Below are 21,868 nucleotides of genomic sequence, written 5' to 3' on the forward strand. Positions count from 1 at the left end.
TATACGCCTCTCGTTTCTGGGTGTCAAGCGCAAAAGATAAAGATTGCTTTATCATAAGCAATTGCTTATAATGTTATTGAATTAACCGATTCTGTTCGTCTTAATTTAACCATCAAAAGAAAAGAGGTCGCTCATGAATTCTGAAGAGGTATCCGTAAAAATTTTTAAAGCACTGGGACATCCCATTCGTTTGCAAATAGTAAAATCACTCCTGGACACGTCACTTTGTGTGTGTGATCTCAACCTTTCTTTTGATTTCAGTCAGGCTAATCTATCTCAGCATTTGAAAATTCTCCGTGAAGCAGGAATACTGGAAAGCAAAAAAATCGGTGTTGAAGTGCATTATCGTGTGAAACTAAAAGGTATCTCAAGACTGCTAAATGCCATGGATCAAACCGTTGAAGAATATTTTGAAACACTGGATTATTAAAAAAACAAATGAAAGCAGGTAACCATGATGAAACTTAAGATTTATCCCTGTCCCGGGCATTGCAATGTCAGTATGATGACAAAAACTGTTGCCCAGTATTTTGGCATCATTGATGAGGAAAATATCACCATCCTCCCCCACGTTAGCATGAACATTCTCCAGGAGGTTGAAGCAGCTGGTGACAATGAAAAGTACATTTCGCTGAATGGCTGTCCCTCGACCTGTGCCTCCATGGCATATGAAGACATGGGGTATGAACTCTATGACGAAATTGTGATGACCCCGGATTATGATGTCAAACACAATGAAAAATATGCCAATCTGGAAGATATTGAAGCAGAAATCGAACATGTCCAGAAGGCTCTTGATAAAATTATTGCAAGTTATTAATCGCGGATGTTCTACTCATAACATTGACTATTAAACTACGAGCATTCAGCAGAACACCCGGCAGGCATAGCACAAGTCTGCCGGGTGTTTTTTGTATGAAATTGTTTCTAATCAAATTTCAAAATTTAACACAACTTGTCTCGTTCGCATTTTTTGATTGTGTTATGCTTATAGCCAAATCTTTATTATACGAGGAGTCAGAAATATGATTAAAGTTCTTTTCGTTTGTGTTCATAATTCCGCCAGAAGCCAGATGGCTGAGGCTTTTTTAAATGATTTAGGGAAAGACTATTTCATTGCCGAAAGTGCCGGTCTGGAACCAGGCACCATCAATCCCCTGATTGTCAAAGTGATGGCTGAAGTCGGCTATGATCTCAGTCAAAACAAGACCAATTCGGTGTTTGATTATTTTAAGGAAGGACGCCTGTATTCCATTATCGTTAAGGTCTGTGATCTGGAAAATGGTCAGCGCTGTCCGGTTTTTCCGCTGGCTATGAATGTGCTTAACTGGCCCTTTGAAGATCCGGCCGATTTTATTGGTACCGAAGCGGAACAGCTTGAACAGGCCCGCCATCTACGATATAAAATCCGCGAAAACGTCATCGATCTGATTAACACCTACAAAGATTCAATTTAGATTATAAAAAACAGGAGAAAATAATGAACAAACCCACAGTTGCCTTTATCTGTGTCCATAATTCCTGCCGCAGCCAGATGGCCGAAGCCCTGGGCAAAAAATTTGCCAGTGATGTCTTTGACAGCTATTCCGCCGGAACCGAGACCAAACCGCAAATCAATCAGGATGCCGTCCGGTTGATCAAAGAACGGTATGACATCGATATGGAAGCTACCCAGCATTCTAAACTGCTGACTGATCTTCCACCTATTGATATTGTCATCAAAATGGGATGCAATGTCGTCTGCCCCTACCTGCCCAGCCGTTACGTGGAAGACTGGGGACCGGATGATCCGTCTGGAAAAAGCGATACAGAATTTATGGCAATTATTGATCAGATTGAAGCAAATGTGAAAAAACTGGCTGAGTTGATCAAGGATGATAAACTTAAGCTATTTTAACCCCACCTACAAAAGACCGGTTGGATTTCATCCTCCAACCGATCTTTTGTTCTTTGCTGATATAGTTCTTATACTACTGCAGATATTTTTTCAACTCTTTAACTGAAGGGATCTTGCCTGAAAACTTGACCTTTTCATCAACCACCAATGCCGGCGTTGACATAATCCCATAAGCCATAATTTCTTCCATGCTTTCGACTTTTTCAATCGTGGCTTCTATCCCCAGCTCCTGCAGCGCTTCTTTTGTGTTTGCTTCCAACTTTTTACAATTTTTACAACCTGGTCCTAAAACTTTAACAATCATATCATTTCTCCTTCAAACTATTTTATGCTATTCCCGATTAGCGGGAATTAACAGTATCGATGCTGATGAATGTCTGGCCACCTGGTGGCTGACACTCCCTAAAAAAACTTCATTTAAAAAGCCGCGCCCCTGCGAGCCCATCACAACCATCGAAATATTTTCATCCTTGACTGTTTTGATGATCTCTCCCGAGGGCGAACCGACGGGCAGCTGCACATCCACTTCCACATTTCCCATCGTTTGCAGTTCCACTTTCATTGTCTGAAGTCTGGTATTATCCAAACGGATAAAATCCTCCAAACTTTCTTTGAGATAGGGATCCACCACCGCCTTGTCAATGACATGGATCAGGGTAACCTTTTTAACCCCGTCCATTACCATTTTTTTGACGACCTCAAAGGCTTTTTTTGCGTTTTCGGAAAAATCAGTGGGAAACAGAACGTGTTCAATCAGATTACAGGATTCGATCAGTTTTAAACGCGCTTCCTGTTCGTTAACAATACGAATCAAAAGCACCGGTTTCTGAGCATGCAGAATCACTTCATGGGCGGTGCCGCCAAAGAAAACTTCCCCAGCCATCGAGTGTTCCGGGGCCCCGACAACCATCATCGAATAATCTTCTTCGACGGCAATGCGGTTGATTTCGTTTTTAATATAACCGGTCGCCACCCGGGTATTGACCGTATATCCCATTTTTTCCAGTAGTGCTTTCTGCTGACTAAGATTTTCTTCAACAATGGCCGTATAAAACGATGAGATCTTCGCATCCAGGTCATGGGGACTCAGATATTGCACCAGCAGACACTCTTTGACTCCCAGTCCCTTCATTCTTTCCAGACAATGCAGCATATTAAAAGCAGCTGGAGACATTTCTGATGCAATAACAATTCGACTGAACATAATAATTCCTCCTTTGTGAAATTAATCAATTATTATTTAAACAGCTGTTTATCACAACACTTATCTACCTCTGCCTGCAATGTAACATGATAAATCCCTTCTTTTTCCTTAAGCATATGCTCAATTTGATTGGTAACTTGACAAACCTCAGACAATGGCATATCTTCCATTTCGATATGGGCTTCGAAGTAAATGGTCTTCTCATCGGACATCCAGGTATGAACATGATGAATGTTCTTGACTTTTGCTATTTTTTCAATTTCCGTTTTGATGGCTTCATAATCCAGTACTGCCGCGGACTGCATCAGAATATTGACCGTTTTTTTGATGATCTGCCAGGTTTCCCGAATAATATAGACCGAAATCAGGGCTGTGATCAATGGATCAATCCAGACAATGCCCCATAGCTGAATCGCAACACCCCCAATCAGCACACCAATTGAAGAAACGGTGTCACTGATTAGGTGTAAATAGCTGGATTTAATATTTAAATTATGGTGCGAATCTTTTTCTAATAAAAAAACAGCAATAAAATTGGCAAGTAGTCCTACCAGGGCAACCACGATCATCATCATCCCATTGATGGTTTCCGGCGACTGCCACCGTTTGAAGGCTTCAATAATCAACAAAACCGATAAAACCAGCAATACGCTTCCATTTACCAGGGCAGCCAGGATTTCAGCGCGTTTATATCCATAGGTTCGCTTTTCATCCCGGGATTTTTGAGCCAAGCGATTGGCAAAATACGAAAGAGCAATGGCAATCGTGTCACTTAAATTATGTAAAGCATCTGACAGCAAGGCTAAACTCCCTGAAAGAATACCGCCGATGATTTCAGTCGCGGTAATAATCGCATTTAATACCGTCACCCAAAATATTTTTTTACCGGATAGATTAGAATGATCATGGCTGTGCCCGCCCTGTTCATGATCATGGTCATGATTATCTTCCATTTTTATCTCCTGTCTTTCATCGATATCAAAATTTCTTACAAGAATAGATAACTAAAAGCATTAAAACTATAACCGATAATCAAAATTCCGGCCGCGACGATTCCCACAAAAATAACCAGCAATTTGGTTTTAACCACTTTTTTTAGCATAATTATCGATGGTAGCGACAATGCGGTAACTGCCATCATAAATGCCAAGACAGTGCCAAGGCCAGCGCCTTTTGAAACCAGCGCTTCAGCGATAGGGAGCGTCCCAAAGATATCGGCATACATGGGGATCCCGACTAATGTTGCAATCAGTACCGAGTACCACTTATCTTCTCCCAGCACTGCTGAGATAATATCTTCCGGTATCCAATTATGAATCACTGCTCCAATCCCTACCCCAATCAAGACATATAGCCATACTTTTTGTATAATCTCCAAGACCTGATCTTTTGCAAAGGTCATGCGATCCTTAATTGTTAAGGATTCCTGATCCATTTCGATCATCTTATTGCTATAAACAAATGGTTCCACATAATCTTCAAGATTTGATTTACCGATGATGGTGCCGCCGATCACTGCCAATATTAAACCAACAATGACATAGGCAATGGCTATTTGCCAGTTGAAGATGCTGGCAAGCATAATGACAGAAGCCAGATCAACCAGTGGCGATGAAATCAGAAATGAAAAGGTAACACCAATGGGTAAACCTGCGCTGGTAAAGCCGATAAACAGCGGGATTGATGAACAGGAACAAAAAGGTGTAATGGTCCCCAGCAACGCTCCGAGAATATTGGCTGGAACGCCTTTGAAATTACCGAGGATCTTCCGGGTTCGTTCCGGCGGAAAAAAACTCTGAATATAAGAAATCATGAAAACCAGAACGGACAGTAGGATAAAAATTTTAATGACATCATAAATAAAAAAATGAATGCTCCCGCCCACCTGACTCTGGGGATCCAGTCCAAATACATTTTGGACCAGCTGAGCCACTAAATAGCTGAGCCACTCCATTTTCAGTAATTGATTATTTAACCATTCAAATACAAACATAAGATCATCTCCTAACTTTTTTTAATTTATAATTGGATCGTATGATGGTTACAGCATTGATCCAATAGTTTTTGATTATCGATATTTTTTTTTTGATCAATAACAAGCTGCGGATAAACCGCAATATTATCTATTATATCTTTTAATATATGGTTCAAAATCTCATTATCAGTCTTTATCTTATAGAAAATAAATTTCTCTCTTCGTTGCGAAGTAACGAGATTTAACTCTTTTAGCTTCGTCAGATTTTTTGAGATGTTGGGCTGAGAAACGTCCAAAATATAGCTGAGTTCGCAAACACACAATTCATTTTGGGCCAGCAGAACAATAATCCGAAGCCTTGTCTCATCTGACAGGATTTTAAATATATCGATGAGTGGTTTCATCTGATACTCCTTTCACATTTACAGGTAGAACCTGTTTGTTAATCATATACTTACATAAGCATATGATTATAATATACCTACTACTCAAACTTGTCAAGCTCTTTATAAAAATCAGTCAACCTAGTGGTCGAGAAGATACAGTGAAATAAAAAAGCAGCTGTTTCTGGATAATGTCCCAGATCTAGCTGCCGAAATTATTTTATATTTTTCTCTATAATTTATGACGTTTTGAAATCATAAACCGGGATATTATTCAGAAAATGTAGCAATACCACATTATCCAGTTGGCTCCGCCCCTGATGACTCAGATAGTCAATAGCCTCCAGGGCGGTTTTCCCTTTTTTATAAATGCGATTGGTGGTCATGGCGTCATAGACATCGGCGACGGCGATGATTTTTGGTAAAAGTCCCACATAATCATCGGTAGCGCACAGCGGATAGCCTTTGGCGTCGATCCGCTCATGGTGAAACAGGACCGCCCGTTTGACCGCCAGATTGAATTCGCTGAATTCATTAAGCAGCGAATAACCGTAAAGCGGATGCAGCTGGATGATTTCATATTCCTCCCGGGTTAAGGCCCCAGGCTTGTTTAATATTGCCGCGGGAATATATATCTTCCCGATGTCATGCAGAAATCCTGCCTGGGTGGCATTGATGATGTCCTGTTCTCCCAAGCCCATCCACATTGCGATAAACATTGAATAAAAGGCCGTATTGACACTGTGAGTAAAGGTGTATTCATCCATTTCTTTGATCAGTTCCAGGGCTTTAAGAATAGTCGGATTACCTGCGATGCTTTCATACATATGAGCCATAAACTGGGTCACATGGGTGTAGGTGTACTCTTTCTGAAACAACACATTACTGAGGTTTTTTTTCAGTTCCACCAGCATCTTGCGATTGAGCTGTTCGGTCATGCTTTCGTTAAGATCACACAGATAATGAGACAGCGGATATCCAGTTTTTTCCCGTTTACTATCATGGTGCATTGTTTGATCAGCGCCCTGTTCAAACCGTGTATAATTATTAATGTGATCTTCTAGAATTCCCATTTTTACCCCATATTTTTTACTGATCGACTTTGATCACACCTAGTTTATTCATGACTTCTACCAGTTTATCGGTATCAACCGGTTTGGCGGCATAGGCTTCACAGCCCAGCTCAAAGGCAGTATTGACGAACTCGGTATCGGCCAGAGCGGTAATGATAATGATCTTCACTTTGTTTTCAGGTAGGATTCCCCGTTGCACTTCAAAATCCCGGATGGCTTTAAGGACCTTGACCCCATCCACCTTTGGCATCATAATATCCAGGCAGATCAGGTCATAGGGATCTTCTTCTTTGATGCCAATCAGATAGGCATCCAGGGCCTCCATCCCATCCACGACAATATCACATTCTCCATATTGGGCCAAAAATTTCCCAAAAAAACGTCGGCTTACCATGTCATCTTCCACAATTAATATTTTCATTTCTATTCCTAACCTTTCTTTTACTGTTTTATTTAATCTGGTCGCTTTTATCGATTGTCTTTATTCGCAATTATACTGTTTTTTTGTAGACGGCGTAAATATGATTAATCTGACTGACCTTTCCAGCGGCAGCTTCAAAATTTCCTCGCCGAATATCCAGTTCGATTTTAAAGGCAACCACTTTTAAATCTTCAATGTCCATGACAATCGCCAGTTTTTTGATCTGGTTCGCAAGTTTTTCCAAGTCTTCCAGTTTTCCAGCTGCCACCTGATCGTTTAATTCGTTGATCAGTTCAGCCAGTTGATCTTCCTTTTCCTCATCATAAACCTTCCCGATCAGACCATCCGACGCGTTTATTTCCTGAATGATGATTTCGCCATTGGCATCAATATGCATTTTAAAATCTCCGGATTGCCGGGTCGCTTCTTTATGGCTAATACACTTTTCAATCTCCTCCACCAGCTTTTCCACTTTGATGGGTTTGGAGATGTAGCCATCCATTCCCTGGGACAGGAATTTTTCCCGGTCGCCGTGGAGAGCATAGGCCGTAATGGCCAGAATCGGTATATTCTGATTGATTTCCCGGATTCGCTTAGTGGCTTCAATCCCGTCCATTTCTGGCATTTGAATATCCATTAAGATGATGTCGTAGTTATTTTGACCGGCCATTTCCACCGCCTCATAACCATTACCGGCAATATCCACCCCATAGCCGCATTCATTGAGCATTCGGGAAATAACCAATTGATTGACCTTGTCATCTTCAGTCAGTAGTATTTTATATTGCTGGTTGATCTTAAAATAATCGGGATGTTTTTCCGGTTGGCGGTCTTCGTCTGAACCAGGTTCAAAGGAAAGCTGGAAATAGAAGCGGCTGCCCACGCCTTCGGTACTTTCGACCCATATTTTTCCGCCCATCAGTTCCACCAATTGTCGGGTTATGGCGAGGCCCAAACCAGTGCCTCCGAATCGCCGGGTAAATGAACCATCCACCTGACTGAAGCTTTCAAAAATCCGCTGCCGGTTTTCTTCGGCAATGCCGATGCCGGTATCTTCAACGACAAAGAGCAGTTCAACCTGTTCGTCGGTTATCGCCTGGCTTTTAACCTTGACCCAGACCTCACCGTCATCCGTAAATTTGATGGCGTTACTGATCAGGTTGTTGAGAATCTGCTGAATCCGATGAAAATCGCCCATCACAAATTGGGGCACGGCCGCGGAAAAAGCGTAGTTGAGTTCGATTCCCTTGCCGGCTGCCACCGGGGACTGAGCTTTGATGGTGTGTTCCACCAGGGCTTTAATATCACAGTTTTTCTTTTTAATCTCCAGTTTCCCGGCTTCCATTTTTGAAAAATCGAGAATATCATTGATCACATTAAGCAAGGCATTGACACAGGTTTTGATAATTTTAATATTCTCCTGCTGTTCCTGATTTAAATTTGATAAACGCATGAGATTGACCATACCCACAATCCCATTTAACGGGGTTCTGATTTCATGGCTCATATTGGCCAAGAATTCACTCTTGGCCTGATTGGCGGATTCTGCTTCTTCCTTGGCCAGTTTTAAGGCCTGCTCCACGGCCAGCCGCTCGCTGATATCCCGGACGATGGTAATGGCCACTTTTTTTTCATTCAAATAACAATGGCTACATAAGACTTCAACGGGCAGGGTTGATCCATCCTTCCGTTTGGCGATGGTCTTGATCGCAACCTGATTTTTTTCCTGCAATTCATGGCAATAATTCTGGCCAACATCAGGTGAATCCATCAATTTGAAAACCGGGTCGGCAAATCCGAAGAATTCCTCGTAGGTGTAGTTAAACATATCCCCGGCGGTCTGATTGACCTCAATCAGGCGGCCATGACATCCATCCTCATTGGTTTCCTGAACAAAGATGGCATCTGACGAATTATGAAAAACCTGGCGAAACTTTTCTTCGCTGTCAATCAGGGCATTTTCAGAATCTTTTCGTTCGGAAATATCCCGAATAATACAGATAATCACCCGCTTATCGATGATCGTGGTGGTTTTGGCACTGACTTCAACGGGAAATTGGGTTCCGTCCTGGCGTTTATGGACAGTTTCAAAAAAGACCCCATCCTTTTCACCATTTTTCATCTCTTCGACGGCCACCGACCGTCCGCCCTCAATCAAATCAAAGACTGTAAGTTTAAGCAGTTCCTCCCGTTTGTAACCATAAAGTTCGACAGCCGCATTATTGGCATCGATTATCTGACCACTGATTTCGACAAAAAGAATGGTATCCCGGACCTTTTCGGCCAGCATTTTATAGCGGATCAATCCTTCTTCCAGACTCTTGCGATCGGTAATATCAATCCCAATGCCGATATAACCACCGTAACTGCCGTCCACCTCGAAGGACGGGCTGTAGATCCCTTCGACCCAGCGATACTTGCCGCTGGCATGACGAATTCGATACTGAATCGTAAAGGATTTTTTACTGCGGAAAGCCTGGTTTTTCATTTCCTGATAAAGCTTCCGGTCCTCGGGATGAATCAGATCCAGCCACTTTATCCCCAGATAGTCTTCGTTCTGCTTACCGGTGAATAAGGACCAGCTACGGTTAAAATAAACCACATTACCTTCCAGATCGGCTTTCCAGATCAGGGTGGGGAAGTTTTCAAACATCCGGTAATAATAATCCCGGGACTGTTCCAGCGACAGCTCGCGGTTTTTGCGCTCAGTGATATCGACAAAGGTCACTACCGCATTTCTTTGCTGATCCCGAAGCAGCGGCGCAATGCTGACTCTGAACCAATAGTCGTTTTCTTCATCATCCACAAAAATGCTTTTCTTAAATTCTATTTTGATCGGTTCGGCGGCTGATTCCAGTACTTTTGCAAAGGCATTGCGCAGTTCACAGAACTCACAGGACGGGTCAAAACCACAGCCCAGTTCGTTTAACCGGCTGCTTTTACACTGAACCGCATCGCCAAACTGTTTGCCAATGAAGTCTGCCCTTTTCCGATTGAAATAGTTCAGCAAGGGATCATTGACTTTGGTGACTTTGGCATTTTCATCGATCACCACCACCCCCACAGCTATGGCATTAAATTCCTGAATAAAATTCTCTTCCGTATCCAATCGCTCCTCCTTTAACATTTTCTCTCTCCCTTTTATCTTTTACTCGGTAATATTAAGTGCTACGATGGGTTGTCCATCAGATAATCATATTCTGATGCCAGATGTTTATATCACCACTGGCTACTTCCAGTTCAATGGTGCGGCTGACTCGGGCTCCGGTTTCAGCATATTGAATGCCCAGATTCATATCTTTGAGAATCCTTTTTGTGATTTCCAGGTTATGTCGGCCGACGTTAAAAGTATCATTCTGCCGCATCGATTCAGCGCCACCAAAAATGCGAATCACCAGTTCATTTTTCAAACACCCGTAATTACTGGAAAACTGCTGAATAAAATATGGCAATCCGGTGGTGGCATAATAGCAATGCCGGTCGACGGCATCTTCCATCCGCGCTGGTCGGGGCAGGGCAATATGGATGATACCTCCGACTTTCCGGATCGGTGAATAGGCTGTGATCCCCAGACATGAGCCTAAGGCAAAGGTCTTAATGGTATCGTCGTGATTGTTGGAAATGGCCATTTCGCCGATTCCAATTATTTTTGTCATAGCTTCACCTATTCCTTTAATGCTGCAAAAATGCAATGATGAATGTTTTCCAGGGCGGACTGAACCGCCACGGCGCCGATGTTATAGGCGACCTTGTTCATCCCATAGACCACCGAGGATGCCTCATCCTGGCCAATGGTGTAACCGCCGTGACGGCGGATATCAAGGAGTCCTTTGGCACCGTCATTACCCATCCCCGTCAGTAGTACCCCAATTGCCCGCGGGCCGGCTTCCCGGGCCACGGAATCAAAAAGCATATCCACCGAAGGACAATGGCCATTCACTTTTTCTCCCGCAAAAACTTCGACCCGATACTTCTGGCCGATCCGTTTAATCTGCATATGCCGATCACCGGGGGCAATATATACCCTTCCCGGTTCCAGATAATCTCCGGATTGGGCTTCTTTGCAACGTAAGGGGGTTTGGGTGTCCAACCGCTCAGCAAACATTTTTGAAAACACCGGTGGAATATGCTGGACAATCAAGATTCCCGGACAATCCGCCCGCAGATTTTTAAGAATCTGATAAATTGCTTCGGTACCGCCGGTTGACGCACCAATAGCAATGAGCCGGTCGGATGACTGCCCATTGCCTGATGCTTGTGGTATGTGATTGTGGTTGCTTCTTTGCGAGGCGGGGCTTTTTTCTGGCTGGACAATCCTGATCCTGGCGGCCAGCCGGATCTTCAGGGTCAGCTCAACGAGAAAATCTGCCATTGTTTTTGCTGATCGGGGATGGGGTTTTTCGACAAAATCCTGGGCGCCGGCCTGTCTGGCCGCCGCGCCGATCTGATTATCGCTGATCATCACCACCGGCAAAGGATATTGGGGCAGTAGCCGCTCAATAAACTCGATGCCATTCATTTTGGGCATTTCCTGATCACAGACAACCAGGTCCAGATCATATTTAAGAATTTTATCCCGGGCCTCAAAGGCATCAGCGGCAGTGGCAACGACCTGGATCTGTGGGTCAATGGACAGTTTTCGGGACATCATTTCCCGAAAAGACTTGCTGTCATCAACGACGAGAACGCTGATCTGGTTTTTCTTTCGCATTTTTCTCATCCTTTCTGACCGCTCAAGAAATGTTTAGAACCCCGCCGTGATCAGCCAATGGGTCCTAATCGCCGGATTGATGATCCGGCGATATTGAGCTGATAATTTTTGATGCTTTATAGTGTTGTTTTTCTAGTTTTCACCAAGTGCATATTTTTATGTATACCCATTTTCTGGCTATTTGTCAATATTTGCCGAATTCATTGTCGGTCAAAGCAATTCGGGTCGGTTTTGAAATCGGATTATTGGCGGTTTCTCTCCGGGCTCCGCGGCTTTCTATCACTTCTTCTGCGGCTCCCTGGTAGGCAAAGTGACCGCCTTTTTTAAGACTAAAGCGGGCTGCCTGATCTCTTAACAATTCGGCCTGACTGGATAATTCTTCACTGGCAGCGGCGCTTTCTTCGGAAGTTGCGGAGTTCATTTGAACAACTTCGGAGACCTGCATAATACCCTGGTTGATCTGAGAGATGCCAATTGCCTGTTCATTGGAAGCCGTGGCAATATTTCCGACAATGCCGGAGACCTTAGCCACATCATCGACAATTTTATTCAGGGCAGCAGCGGTGGTGGTGGCAATTTTGGTGCCATCGTCCACTTTTTTTATCGATCCTTCAATCATCCGGGTGGTTTCTTTGGCAGCATCAGCTGATCGGGCCGCCAGATTTCTGACTTCTTCGGCAACCACTGCAAAACCTTTACCATGCTGTCGGGCCCGGGCGGCTTCCACCGCGGCGTTTAAGGCCAGAATATTGGTCTGGAAGGCAATCTCATCAATAACCTTGATAATTTTAGATATATTGGCTGATGATTCGTTGATTTCTTCCATCGAGTCCAGCATCCGTTTCATTTCGTTATTACCCTGAACGGCGTTTTCTCTGGTGATCTCCGCCAATTCATTGGCCTCGCTGGCGTGATCGGCATTGAGGCGAGTCTGGGCTGAAATTTCTTCGATGGAGGCGGTCAGTTGTTCAATCGAGCTGGCCTGTTCGGTGGCACCCTGGGATAATCCCATGCTGGAATCGGCAATCTGTTTAGACCCGGCAGCCACCTGTTCGGCCGCGGAATCAATATTGGTCATGATTTCATTGATATGATCGGTCATTTTTACAAAGGCCAGTCCCAACTCACCGACTTCATCGCGGCTGTCGATTTTGATATCCACATCGAGATTACCATTAGCAATTTCCTCAGCTGAATCAACCATCCGTCGTAACGGTTTGCTGATCATATTGGCGACCATCAGTCCCAAACCAACTGCCAGGGCAATTCCGACGACGATAAAAATGATCATCACCATGCTTTGAGTTTTGAAGTCAGTCGTATTCTGAGTCAAAATTTCTTCCGAAAGTTCTGTGTTGTAATCGATCAGGTTTTGCAGATCTTCAGTAGCCACTGTTCGCGCCTGGGTTACAGCATTGAGTCCCGCCAACGCTTCATCATATTTTTGGACCTTTACCAATTCCAGATTGGCATTGCGCAATTCCCGGTAGGAAGCCATACTTTCGGTCAGAGTGGTATAAAGCGCACGATTTTCATCATCCTGAATGGTGGCTTCATATTCTTTTAACAGCGCATTATCACTTTCGACTGCGGCATTAATCGCATCCAGCCGAGTTTGCAGAGTACCGGGATTGCGTTCATAAACTGCCAGCAGCTGATTGGCCCGGATATCTTCCAGAGCTGAATGAATACTGGCCAGTTTTTGCGACGGCACCAGGTTATTGTAATACATGTTTTCCGACTGGGTGTTGATGGTATTCATGGTATAGATGCCAAACACCCCAACAATTCCGGTGACCACTGCCAGTACGATAAAACAGGTGACCAGCTTTTGTTTTATTTTCAGGTTTTTAAAAAATTCCATTTTGTGTTTCCTCCATCAAAGTTATTATTTGCTTACTTATATACAAATCAGGCTTCCTGACTGGGACTTTCCATTTCATCGTCCTCAAGCAGTTTCTGGCAGTCCAGAATCAATTTAACCGCTGTTCCAACTTTTCCGATGCCGCGCACAAATTGCCGGCTGTCCGTTTCATCAAGATCCGGATGAGGAACAATTTCTTCCTCGGGTATGGCCACGACCTCAGCCACCCCATCGACGATCAGTCCGACCGTGATATCAGAAATTTCAACAACGATCACGCAGGTCCGCTCGTCGTAGTCACGACCGGGTTTCCCAAACCGAAGCCGCACATCCACCAACGGAATGATCTGTCCCCGGAGACTCATAATCCCTTTGACGTATTCTGGCAACTCCGGCACTTCCGTAATTTTCTGAATCCCGACTATTTCCGTGACATAAGTGATTTCCAGCCCATAGGCTTCACTATCCAGATTAAAGGTTAAATACTTCCCTTCTTCGGTTTCATCATCCTCTTCCAGCTCCAGCTCATCAAATTCATCAAACTCTTCCGCCATCGTTTCGCCTCCTTCACTTAGTTTTTAAGCCGTTTCTGGGTCAGTCCGTTGACATCCAGAATCAGGCTGATGTTGCCGTCGCCCAGCAGGGTACAGCCGGCCAGCCCCTCGATTTTTTTCATTCGCTGAATATACTTCGGCAGGGTTTTCACGACCACCTGCTGCTCACCCAATAATTCATCGGCAAAAAGACAGGTGGTTTTGGTTTCCCCTTCCAGCATAATCAAAATGCCGTCCTCAATCTGGGTGGCTCCGGTTTTGACCTGGTAATGTTCTTTAAGCCGCATGATCGGATAGCACTGACCCCTGATCATAATCATCTCATTTTGCTCGGTATCCCGGAAGACCTCCTGGGCCTTGGGAATAAAAGATTCTTTGATGGACATAATCGGCAGGGTATAGCAGCTTTCCCCGACCCGGATATTCATCCCTTCGATGATCGCCAGGGTCAGGGGAATTTTCAGGGTAATCGTGGTGCCCCGGCCTTCCACACTTTCAACCAGAATAGTGCCGCCCACGGCTTCAATATTTTTGGCCACCACGTCCATGCCAACGCCCCGGCCGGAAAACTCTGTCACCGCTTCCTTGGTCGAAAAGCCGGGCAGAAAGATCAGATTGAATACTTCGGTATCGGTCATATTGGCCGCTTCTTCACCAACGACGCCGTTTTCCCGGGCTTTTTCCAGAATCCCGTCCCGACTCAAACCTTTGCCGTCATCGCGAATGATGATCAACACCTCACCGCCGGCGTTTTTAGCTTCCAGGGTAATGGTGCCGGCCCGGGGTTTGGCCTGAAGAATCCGCTTCTCTGCCGTTTCAATGCCATGATCGGCCGAGTTTCTGACGATGTGCATCAGCGGGTCACCAATCTGCTCAATGATATTTTTATCCACCTCGGTTTCTTCGCCGAGGATTTTCAGGTTAATTTCTTTGCCCAGCTTTTTGCTGATGTCCCGGACAATCCGGTTCATCTTAAAAAAAGTCGGCCCCAGGGGTACCATCCGAATCGACATCACCATATCCTGGAGTTCGTTGGTGATTTTTTTCAGCTGGCGGGCAGATTTACTGAAATTATCCAGTACCAATCCTTTAAGATCCGGGTTCTGGGTGACCATCGCTTCGGAAATGACCATCTCCCCGACCAGATTCATCAGTTTATCCAGCTTTTCGACACTGACCGAAATCATACTCTGGCTGTGACTGCCGTTGGTCCCCGCAGTTTCTCTGGCTGGAGTCGGTTCAATCGCCGGATTTTTAAGCTGCGGAACCATGATATTTTCGTCTTGAACAAGGATCTTCAGCTCTTCCCGGATTTCCTGAAGTTCATCCATTTCTGTGATCTCAATCTGATCGATAAAGGCCATGGTGCGGAAAAAAGCTTCCAGTTTTTCCGGAGATTCCGAGGTTCTAATTTGCAGTGCAAAACCATCCCGTTTGATGATCTCTACACAATCCGGATCATTGATCACATCCTCGGGAATACTGGTAAAGGTATCGGTGATGTCTTTGAGATTATGAACCACGGTAAATGCCCGGATGTTTTCCATCCCGCAGTTTTCTTCAAATTGAAGGATCGTTTGATAGGTTTTAACGGCGCTGATTTTTGCCGCCTTGTTGGAGCTGATATAATATTTTTCGGTGACCGGCTCATTATTAACGGCCTGAGAATCAGTCAGATTATTATTCTCTTTGAGAATCTTCAGGTGTGCTTTGATCTTATCAATCAAAATTTCCGGATTGCCATCGGCGTCCGCTCCGTTTTTTATTTTTTCCAGTTCCCCTTTCATAAAGTCAATCCCTTCAAAGACCAGGTCTGAAAGAGTTGAAACATCAATGGACTGCGGCTTTTCTTCGCGGATAAAATAAAACATATCTTCGGTCGTATGGGCCACCACCGACATGTTATTGATCAGCATCATCGCCGCCGAACTTTTGATGGTATGCATAATTCGAAATATTTCATTGATGGTTTCGCTGGGATAGCTGCCCAGGGCTTCGGTCTTAATCACCGACTGTTCCATTTGTTCCAATTGCTGGGACGTTTCAAAAATAAAAACTTCCTGCATCGGATCATTCATATACTGCTCTGCCAATCGCGTCCCTCCTTGTTTTAGTTTTCGATAAAACCACTTAACAGCATTTCGACCATTTCCGCGGTTTTTTCTTTGATCGAAAAACGGTACCCGGCCATTCGCCATTTCAGACAGATTTCCTTGCTGCCGCCGGTGAGAATATTTTCCAGTACCGCCGGATCCAGATTGGTGCGGATGATTTTCTGGTCGATGGCTGCCTGGATCGTTTTGGTAATAAAATCGGATCGTTTATAAATAATTGCACTGACTTTATCCGACAGTTCAGCATCGCACATCAGGCTATCGTAAGCTTGAACCACCACGGTGATTTCCGGGTAGTTCTGATAATATTCCGCATAGGCATTATAAAAATAGCGGATCGCTTCTAATGGCGAAAAGTTCTTTTGGTGACAGGTTTCAATGATCGCATCGTCATACTGCGAAAAATGATCCACCACCGCCAGCATAATATCAGTCTTCGTCTTAAAATGCCGAAACAGGGTTCCTTCGGAAACACCTTCCTGTTTGGCAATCATTTTGGTGGATAGATTTTGAAGTCCAACCTCATTTAAGGTTTGGATGGTTGAGACGATAATGCTTTCATGCCTTTTTATCAAAGATTTTTGCATGGCGCTCCTCCTACCGGAGTGAATACTTACTCCTGTGTTTTGAATTATACCCTTTTCTCTCTAATTGTCAACTTTTTATGTGACGCTTTTAAGGCTTTTTGGTGACTTTTTACCGAACTTTTACAAAGCACCGCCTCCCGGCCGGACCGATCCCCCCATCTTTAAGTATTTTGTCACGACCACACCAATTTTTTTGTGATTTTGATAAGTGCCATGTTATAATGGTTTCCATCATATAACACCACAGGAGGATCTGATGATTCGAATTCCCAATCTCAAACTTGAAATCAAACAGGCCAAAAATAGTGATGCTGAAAAAGAGGCCTTGAAAAACGCTATTCTGTCCAAACTTAAAATTAATCCCAAGGACTTAATCGCCTTTTCCATATTTAAAAAGTCCGTTGATGCCCGCAAGAAAAACGCCATCGTCTATATCTATACGGTCGATGCCAGCCTGAAAAATGAGCCGGCACTTCTGAAAAAAGGCAACAAATCCGGCCTCACTCCCAGCCCCGATTTATCCTATCAAGCGGTAACTCCGGGAAATCTGTCCCTGGAACACCGACCGGTGATCATCGGCATGGGTCCTGCAGGTCTTTTTGCCGGTCTGATCCTGGCCCAAAATGGTTACGCCCCGATTATCCTGGAGCGAGGTGATACGGTGGATATCCGCTCCGCTAAAATCGACACCTTCTGGCAGACGGGCGAGCTGGACCCGGAAAGCAATGTGCAATTCGGCGAAGGCGGCGCCGGCACCTTTTCTGATGGCAAGCTGACTACCCTGATCAATGATCCCCGCTGCCGGAGTATTCTGGAAGCTTTTATTGCCGCCGGGGCGCCGGAGGAGATCCTCTATCTCAGCAAGCCCCATATCGGCACCGATCTGCTCCGGGAAACGGTGAAGACGCTGCGCCAAGAAATTATCAGCCATGGCGGCGAGGTCCGGTTCCGCTCTCAGGTTACTGATTTTCTGATCGAAAACGGCCAACTGACCGGGGTGGTTATCAACGACCAGGAAACTTTGGACTGCCGGGTGGCATTGCTGGGTATTGGTCACAGTGCCCGGGATACCTTTGCGACCCTTTATGATCGTGGTGTCACCATGACTCCGAAAGCCTTTTCGATCGGTGTTAGGATTGAGCATCCCCAGAGCCTGATCGACCACGCCCAATACGGATCAGCCGCCGGCACGGCGGGATTGGGGGCCGCCGACTATAAGCTCTCCTATCATTCTCCCAACGGCCGCTCGGCCTATACCTTCTGTATGTGTCCCGGGGGCTATGTGGTGGCGGCGGCTTCGGAAGCCAACGGCGTCGTCACCAATGGCATGAGCGAACACCGCCGGGATGGCGCCAATGCCAATGCTGCGCTGCTGGTCGGCGTTCAGCCCGAAGATTTCGGTGACGATCATCCGCTGGCCGGGGTGGCCTTTCAGCGCCAATGGGAAGGCCGGGCCTTTGCTCTGGGCGGTCAAAACTATCACGCCCCGGCCCAGCTGGTGGGCGATTTTCTGGCGGACCGGCCCAGCACCCGCTGGGGCAGCGTCACCCCAACCTATACTCCGGGCCTTTGCCTGAGCCAGTTAAAAGACTGCCTGCCGGATTATGTGGTTGCCACCATGAAGGAAGCGCTGCTTCATTTTGACAAAAAGATCAGCGGTTTTGCCATGGCTGACAGCATTATGACCGGGGTCGAAACGCGAAGCTCGTCACCGGTGCGGATCAACCGCAACGATGATCACCTCGCCAATATTGCCGGACTCTACCCGATGGGTGAGGGCGCCGGTTATGCCGGGGGGATTATGTCATCCGCGGTGGACGGGGTCAAAACCGCTGAGAAAATTATCCAGCGCTATGCCCGTTTCAATTCCGAAAACTAATTCGGTTTTGCTAAATTTTTTAATAGCCTGATTATCTGACTCATAACGATTCGCCGGCTATAAAAAGAGCTCCTGAAGATTTTTCTCCAGGAGCTCTCTTATTTAATTTACTTTTTTAAATTACTTTTTTACTGACCTGCTAGCCAGCTTCAAACTGCCGCTAAACCGCGTTGCAGATTTCAGCGATTAGGCTGGTAATCTCGGCTTCTCTTTTTTTATTCTTCCAGCTGACAATAAAGGATTTTTCGACCGTCCCACCTTTTAACTCAACTGCTGATTTGATCTGTCGGTTTGCCTTGGTTCCACCGGTAAATTTGGACGCCAGTTGTTTGGTAACAAAACTGAAGACCTTTTTACCCTGAAGGGATGCGACTTGTTCAAGATATTCTTTCATCACCCCGGCCAATGAGAAAGCCCACACCGGGCTGGCAAAGATTACCACATCATAGGGGGCTACATCTGGCTGATTGGTAAATACAATCGGCGGTTTTACCCCGGGATCATCATTTTCGGGGACAATCCGCTGGATTTCCGCATCCAGACCCTTTTCGGCCAGGTTAGTCCGCAATCTTTCAGCGACAGAAAACGTATTGTTGGTTTTGGAAAAGACAATAATACCAATCTTCATTTCACTCTCTCCAATTTCTTTAGAATATGACCATGTTTAGAATAAGAATAAAGCCTATGCACTTTTAGTCATTAATTATTCTCTTATTGACACTAAGGTACCTCATTTTGTTATTTATTTCAAGTCTTTTCTGCAACCCCAACAAAAGAATTTTTAACCATTGGCCATTCAACCTAAAAGCCGCTGCCATAAGAACAGCCTGAGACCTTTTTCTGATCTCAGGCTGTTGGTATAGATTATTCTACATCGTGATCATTTTTGCTCATTGATTAAAATAAATATCGCCGTTGGCATCCACCGAGAAGATTTCAAAGTCGGTATAGAGAGAACTGCCAAAAATGTCGTCGATCTGGAAAGAATAGTAGTAGTCTCCCACGGCCAGCGGTTCTTCATAGATCACCGGGTCATTATTAAAGGTATAGGCCTCACCTTCGTAAATGCCCTCTTCATCGGTTTTCATACTATAGGAGTAATACATCGGGGTGATCAGATCACCCTTTTTAAGCTTGGTAATCTCTTTGGCAGACTGTCCGGTGACCGCATCGATGCCATCCCAGGCACCAATAATGGTGATAGTGTAATTGCCGTCGCTAGTGAAATCAATTTTTATCCGCAAATTGGTTTCCACCCCGTTAAGCATCACTGGTGAGGTATAAATATTGTAGTTTTCGCCCTGTTCGACAATATAGGTGGCCAGTGGCTGGCCATCGGGTAGGGATACCCAATAGCCGCTGAAGTTATCTTCAAACTTCCCGGTATTCCAGTCGGCGGTAATATTGTCGTCCAGCCCCAGTTCAATCAGAGTTTCGCCGTCCCCAGCATCCATAAACACATCGCAGTAAACAGCCTCAACGTAATCCAGCGTATCGGCGGAAATGGTAAAGCCGTACATCCCCTCGGCATTGATGGCGGGCGCTGATGAATACGTAACCGCCGTTTCCGCTTCACTGAAATTGTATACTTCGGTGGGTTCCTGATCCAGTTCCGACCAGTAAGCAGACCCCGCTGCTTCATCATAGCTGCCGCTCCAGTAAAGGGAGTTTTCGCCAAACCAGTCGCTATCGCTGTAGCTTCCAAAATCGCCGTTGGTATCACTCCCATAAGCCATTTTATCAACGAAGGACATATAGTAAGGACTGACACAGATATCCTTGAAAATTGACAATTCCTCGGAGCCCTGAATGGCTAACGGATAATAGATCGCCAAGCCGTGAGAATCGGCCTTGTCGCTGCCGTTTTTCATATAGACAACGCAGTCCGCCAGAGCCGCCAGAGCTTTATCGGTACCAGCTATGTTACCGGTCATGTTTTTTAGCACCGAGCCGAGATCAACCATATTGGTATAACCTTCGGACTTGCTGTTGCCGCCATAGTTTTCCGCTGATGTGATCCCCTTAACCATATTCGACAAAACCTCAGTTTTTGTGGTGGCACTGTACATTTCCCGGGCCACATCATTAAAGGCATAGACCAGTTCATCGATTTTGGACAGATCAATACAGGACAGAGTTGCTTCGTTGTGACTGTCAATGGCAACACAGGCGTCATAGAAAGAATCCACCACGACCTTGCCCAGTTCGGCCCCGCCAGCCGCCGGATTGTTGCCAATAAAGTTACCCATAGCGGTGTAATCCCAGCCATAGCCGGGTTCCAGTTCTTCCGATGCGACCATATAGCGGGCGTGGGGCGCCAGCATATTTCCGGTTTCCACCGTTCCCATCAGGCAGGCATCGAAGCCAATAAATTCAAAGGCGTCGGTCATCTTGGGATAAACCGAAGTCAGCGCGTTTTCAACTTCCAGCAAGGACAAACTGTCACTTTCGTTCTGCTCGTCAAAGCAGACGCCGGTAATGCTACCGCCTCCGTGATTCCAGAAAACCAGTCCCATTTTTTCGGCAGGATAGGCAGACACCCCCCAATCCAGAAATTCGGCCAGCGTTTCAGCGCTGCCCATATTGGCGCCGTCTGCTGCTTCAATCTCTTCCATATTCTGATTTTCTATCACAAAGCGTTGGGTCAATGAATCATCGACCAGATCATTATCCCAGGCATTGGCGCCACCAGTCTGAACCACAAATTTAATCTTGTCGGACTGGGTTGCATCAATCATTTCCTGCAGGTCCATCGTGGCCAGGCCACTTTCACTTTCCAGGTCCGAACCGCACATATAAACAAAAATGGTCCAGGTACCGGATGCGCCCATTTTTTTTGTTTCGGTGCGGGTCAGCCGCTGAATTTCCAGATCACCGCCAGAACTCACCTTCATCTCGGTACTCCGCGCCAGGGATGTATCAAGGCCGCTGTTTTTATGGGTACTGGTTCCCCCACTTTCATCTGAGCAAGCTGTCAAAGACAGCACCATGGCAAAGATAATCAAAAATGCCGTCAATCTTTTTTTCATTTCTAACCTCCCGGGTCAATGATTTACTATCGCTTTTAGGTCTTTACCATCGGCGGTCAAACTGGCGGCTTTTGATAGTTGCCACAAACGCATTATCCGCAATGGATTTTTACATAATACTGCTTTATATTATACGCCTCCGGGGTCGATTAGCAAAGAAATTTCGCGCCTAAAATC

The 21,868-nt window shown here is 45.4% G+C and carries 21 protein-coding genes; 5 read left to right on the forward strand and 16 right to left on the reverse strand.

Annotation, left to right across the window (positions count from 1 at the left end):
- Positions 1 to 133: 133 nt before the first annotated feature.
- From ABGU93_RS02165 to ABGU93_RS02180, 4 genes are all read left to right on the forward strand, one after another.
- The gene (locus tag ABGU93_RS02165; protein WP_347411864.1) at positions 134 to 430 is read left to right on the forward strand and encodes a metalloregulator ArsR/SmtB family transcription factor; all 297 of its coding nucleotides are present in this window, start codon (positions 134 to 136) and stop codon (positions 428 to 430) included.
- Positions 431 to 457: 27 nt separating this feature from the next.
- On the forward strand, positions 458 to 820 hold the full coding sequence (locus ABGU93_RS02170; protein ID WP_347411865.1) for a putative zinc-binding protein: 363 nt from the start codon (positions 458 to 460) through the stop codon (positions 818 to 820).
- 205 nt (positions 821 to 1,025) lie between these two features.
- Positions 1,026 to 1,457 carry an arsenate reductase ArsC gene (locus ABGU93_RS02175; protein WP_347411866.1) on the forward strand — a complete coding sequence of 144 codons (432 nt, stop codon included), beginning with the start codon at positions 1,026 to 1,028 and terminating at the stop codon, positions 1,455 to 1,457.
- 23 nt (positions 1,458 to 1,480) lie between these two features.
- Positions 1,481 to 1,897, forward strand: coding sequence for an arsenate reductase ArsC (locus ABGU93_RS02180; RefSeq protein WP_347411867.1), 417 nt, complete (start codon positions 1,481 to 1,483; stop codon positions 1,895 to 1,897).
- A gap of 73 nt (positions 1,898 to 1,970) precedes the next feature.
- Here ABGU93_RS02180 and ABGU93_RS02185 read toward each other — a convergent pair whose 3' ends face one another.
- The 14 genes from ABGU93_RS02185 to ABGU93_RS02250 all read right to left on the reverse strand — a co-directional run bounded on the left by ABGU93_RS02185 (position 1,971) and on the right by ABGU93_RS02250 (position 16,783).
- Positions 1,971 to 2,201, reverse strand: coding sequence for a thioredoxin family protein (locus ABGU93_RS02185; protein ID WP_026394314.1), 231 nt, complete (start codon positions 2,199 to 2,201; stop codon positions 1,971 to 1,973).
- Between the two features lie 27 nt (positions 2,202 to 2,228).
- Positions 2,229 to 3,101: a universal stress protein gene (locus ABGU93_RS02190; protein WP_347411868.1), complete on the reverse strand. Its 873-nt coding sequence runs from the start codon at positions 3,099 to 3,101 to the stop codon at positions 2,229 to 2,231.
- A 32-nt stretch (positions 3,102 to 3,133) separates the two neighbouring features.
- Positions 3,134 to 4,054 (reverse strand): cation diffusion facilitator family transporter, encoded by a 921-nt coding sequence (locus ABGU93_RS02195; protein ID WP_347411869.1) that lies wholly within the window; start codon positions 4,052 to 4,054, stop codon positions 3,134 to 3,136.
- 35 nt (positions 4,055 to 4,089) lie between these two features.
- Positions 4,090 to 5,094, reverse strand: coding sequence for a permease (locus tag ABGU93_RS02200; protein ID WP_347411870.1), 1,005 nt, complete (start codon positions 5,092 to 5,094; stop codon positions 4,090 to 4,092).
- A gap of 26 nt (positions 5,095 to 5,120) precedes the next feature.
- Positions 5,121 to 5,480, reverse strand: coding sequence for a metalloregulator ArsR/SmtB family transcription factor (locus ABGU93_RS02205; protein WP_347411871.1), 360 nt, complete (start codon positions 5,478 to 5,480; stop codon positions 5,121 to 5,123).
- 218 nt (positions 5,481 to 5,698) lie between these two features.
- Positions 5,699 to 6,532: an HD-GYP domain-containing protein gene (locus ABGU93_RS02210; RefSeq protein ID WP_347411872.1), complete on the reverse strand. Its 834-nt coding sequence runs from the start codon at positions 6,530 to 6,532 to the stop codon at positions 5,699 to 5,701.
- 16 nt (positions 6,533 to 6,548) lie between these two features.
- Entirely contained in the window at positions 6,549 to 6,953 is a 405-nt protein-coding gene (locus ABGU93_RS02215) for a response regulator (protein ID WP_347411873.1), read from the reverse strand.
- Between the two features lie 70 nt (positions 6,954 to 7,023).
- Positions 7,024 to 10,080, reverse strand: a complete 3,057-nt coding sequence (locus ABGU93_RS02220; protein WP_347411874.1) for a PAS domain S-box protein — start codon at positions 10,078 to 10,080, stop codon at positions 7,024 to 7,026.
- Between the two features lie 58 nt (positions 10,081 to 10,138).
- Entirely contained in the window at positions 10,139 to 10,609 is a 471-nt protein-coding gene (locus ABGU93_RS02225) for a chemotaxis protein CheD (protein WP_347411875.1), read from the reverse strand.
- A gap of 8 nt (positions 10,610 to 10,617) precedes the next feature.
- Positions 10,618 to 11,664 (reverse strand): chemotaxis response regulator protein-glutamate methylesterase, encoded by a 1,047-nt coding sequence (locus ABGU93_RS02230; protein ID WP_347411876.1) that lies wholly within the window; start codon positions 11,662 to 11,664, stop codon positions 10,618 to 10,620.
- Positions 11,665 to 11,848: 184 nt separating this feature from the next.
- Positions 11,849 to 13,528 carry a methyl-accepting chemotaxis protein gene (locus ABGU93_RS02235; RefSeq protein WP_347411877.1) on the reverse strand — a complete coding sequence of 560 codons (1,680 nt, stop codon included), beginning with the start codon at positions 13,526 to 13,528 and terminating at the stop codon, positions 11,849 to 11,851.
- Positions 13,529 to 13,575: 47 nt separating this feature from the next.
- A complete protein-coding gene (locus ABGU93_RS02240) occupies positions 13,576 to 14,082 on the reverse strand; it encodes a chemotaxis protein CheW (RefSeq protein WP_347411878.1) in 507 nt (168 codons plus the stop codon).
- 17 nt (positions 14,083 to 14,099) lie between these two features.
- Complete coding sequence (locus ABGU93_RS02245; protein ID WP_347411879.1) at positions 14,100 to 16,175, reverse strand: chemotaxis protein CheA; 2,076 nt, start codon at positions 16,173 to 16,175, stop codon at positions 14,100 to 14,102.
- 17 nt (positions 16,176 to 16,192) lie between these two features.
- Positions 16,193 to 16,783, reverse strand: coding sequence for a TetR/AcrR family transcriptional regulator (locus tag ABGU93_RS02250; protein WP_347411880.1), 591 nt, complete (start codon positions 16,781 to 16,783; stop codon positions 16,193 to 16,195).
- Between the two features lie 256 nt (positions 16,784 to 17,039).
- Here ABGU93_RS02250 and ABGU93_RS02255 point away from each other — a divergent pair, with 256 nt between their 5' ends.
- A complete protein-coding gene (locus tag ABGU93_RS02255; protein WP_347411881.1) occupies positions 17,040 to 18,662 on the forward strand; it encodes an FAD-dependent protein in 1,623 nt (540 codons plus the stop codon).
- A gap of 160 nt (positions 18,663 to 18,822) precedes the next feature.
- Here ABGU93_RS02255 and ABGU93_RS02260 read toward each other — a convergent pair whose 3' ends face one another.
- Entirely contained in the window at positions 18,823 to 19,290 is a 468-nt protein-coding gene (locus tag ABGU93_RS02260) for an NAD(P)H-dependent oxidoreductase (protein WP_347411882.1), read from the reverse strand.
- A gap of 262 nt (positions 19,291 to 19,552) precedes the next feature.
- Positions 19,553 to 21,691, reverse strand: coding sequence for a clostripain-related cysteine peptidase (locus ABGU93_RS02265; protein WP_347411883.1), 2,139 nt, complete (start codon positions 21,689 to 21,691; stop codon positions 19,553 to 19,555).
- Positions 21,692 to 21,868 lie beyond the last annotated feature (177 nt).

The organism is Acetobacterium sp. (assembly GCF_039830195.1).
Lineage (GTDB): Bacteria > Bacillota > Clostridia > Eubacteriales > Eubacteriaceae > Acetobacterium.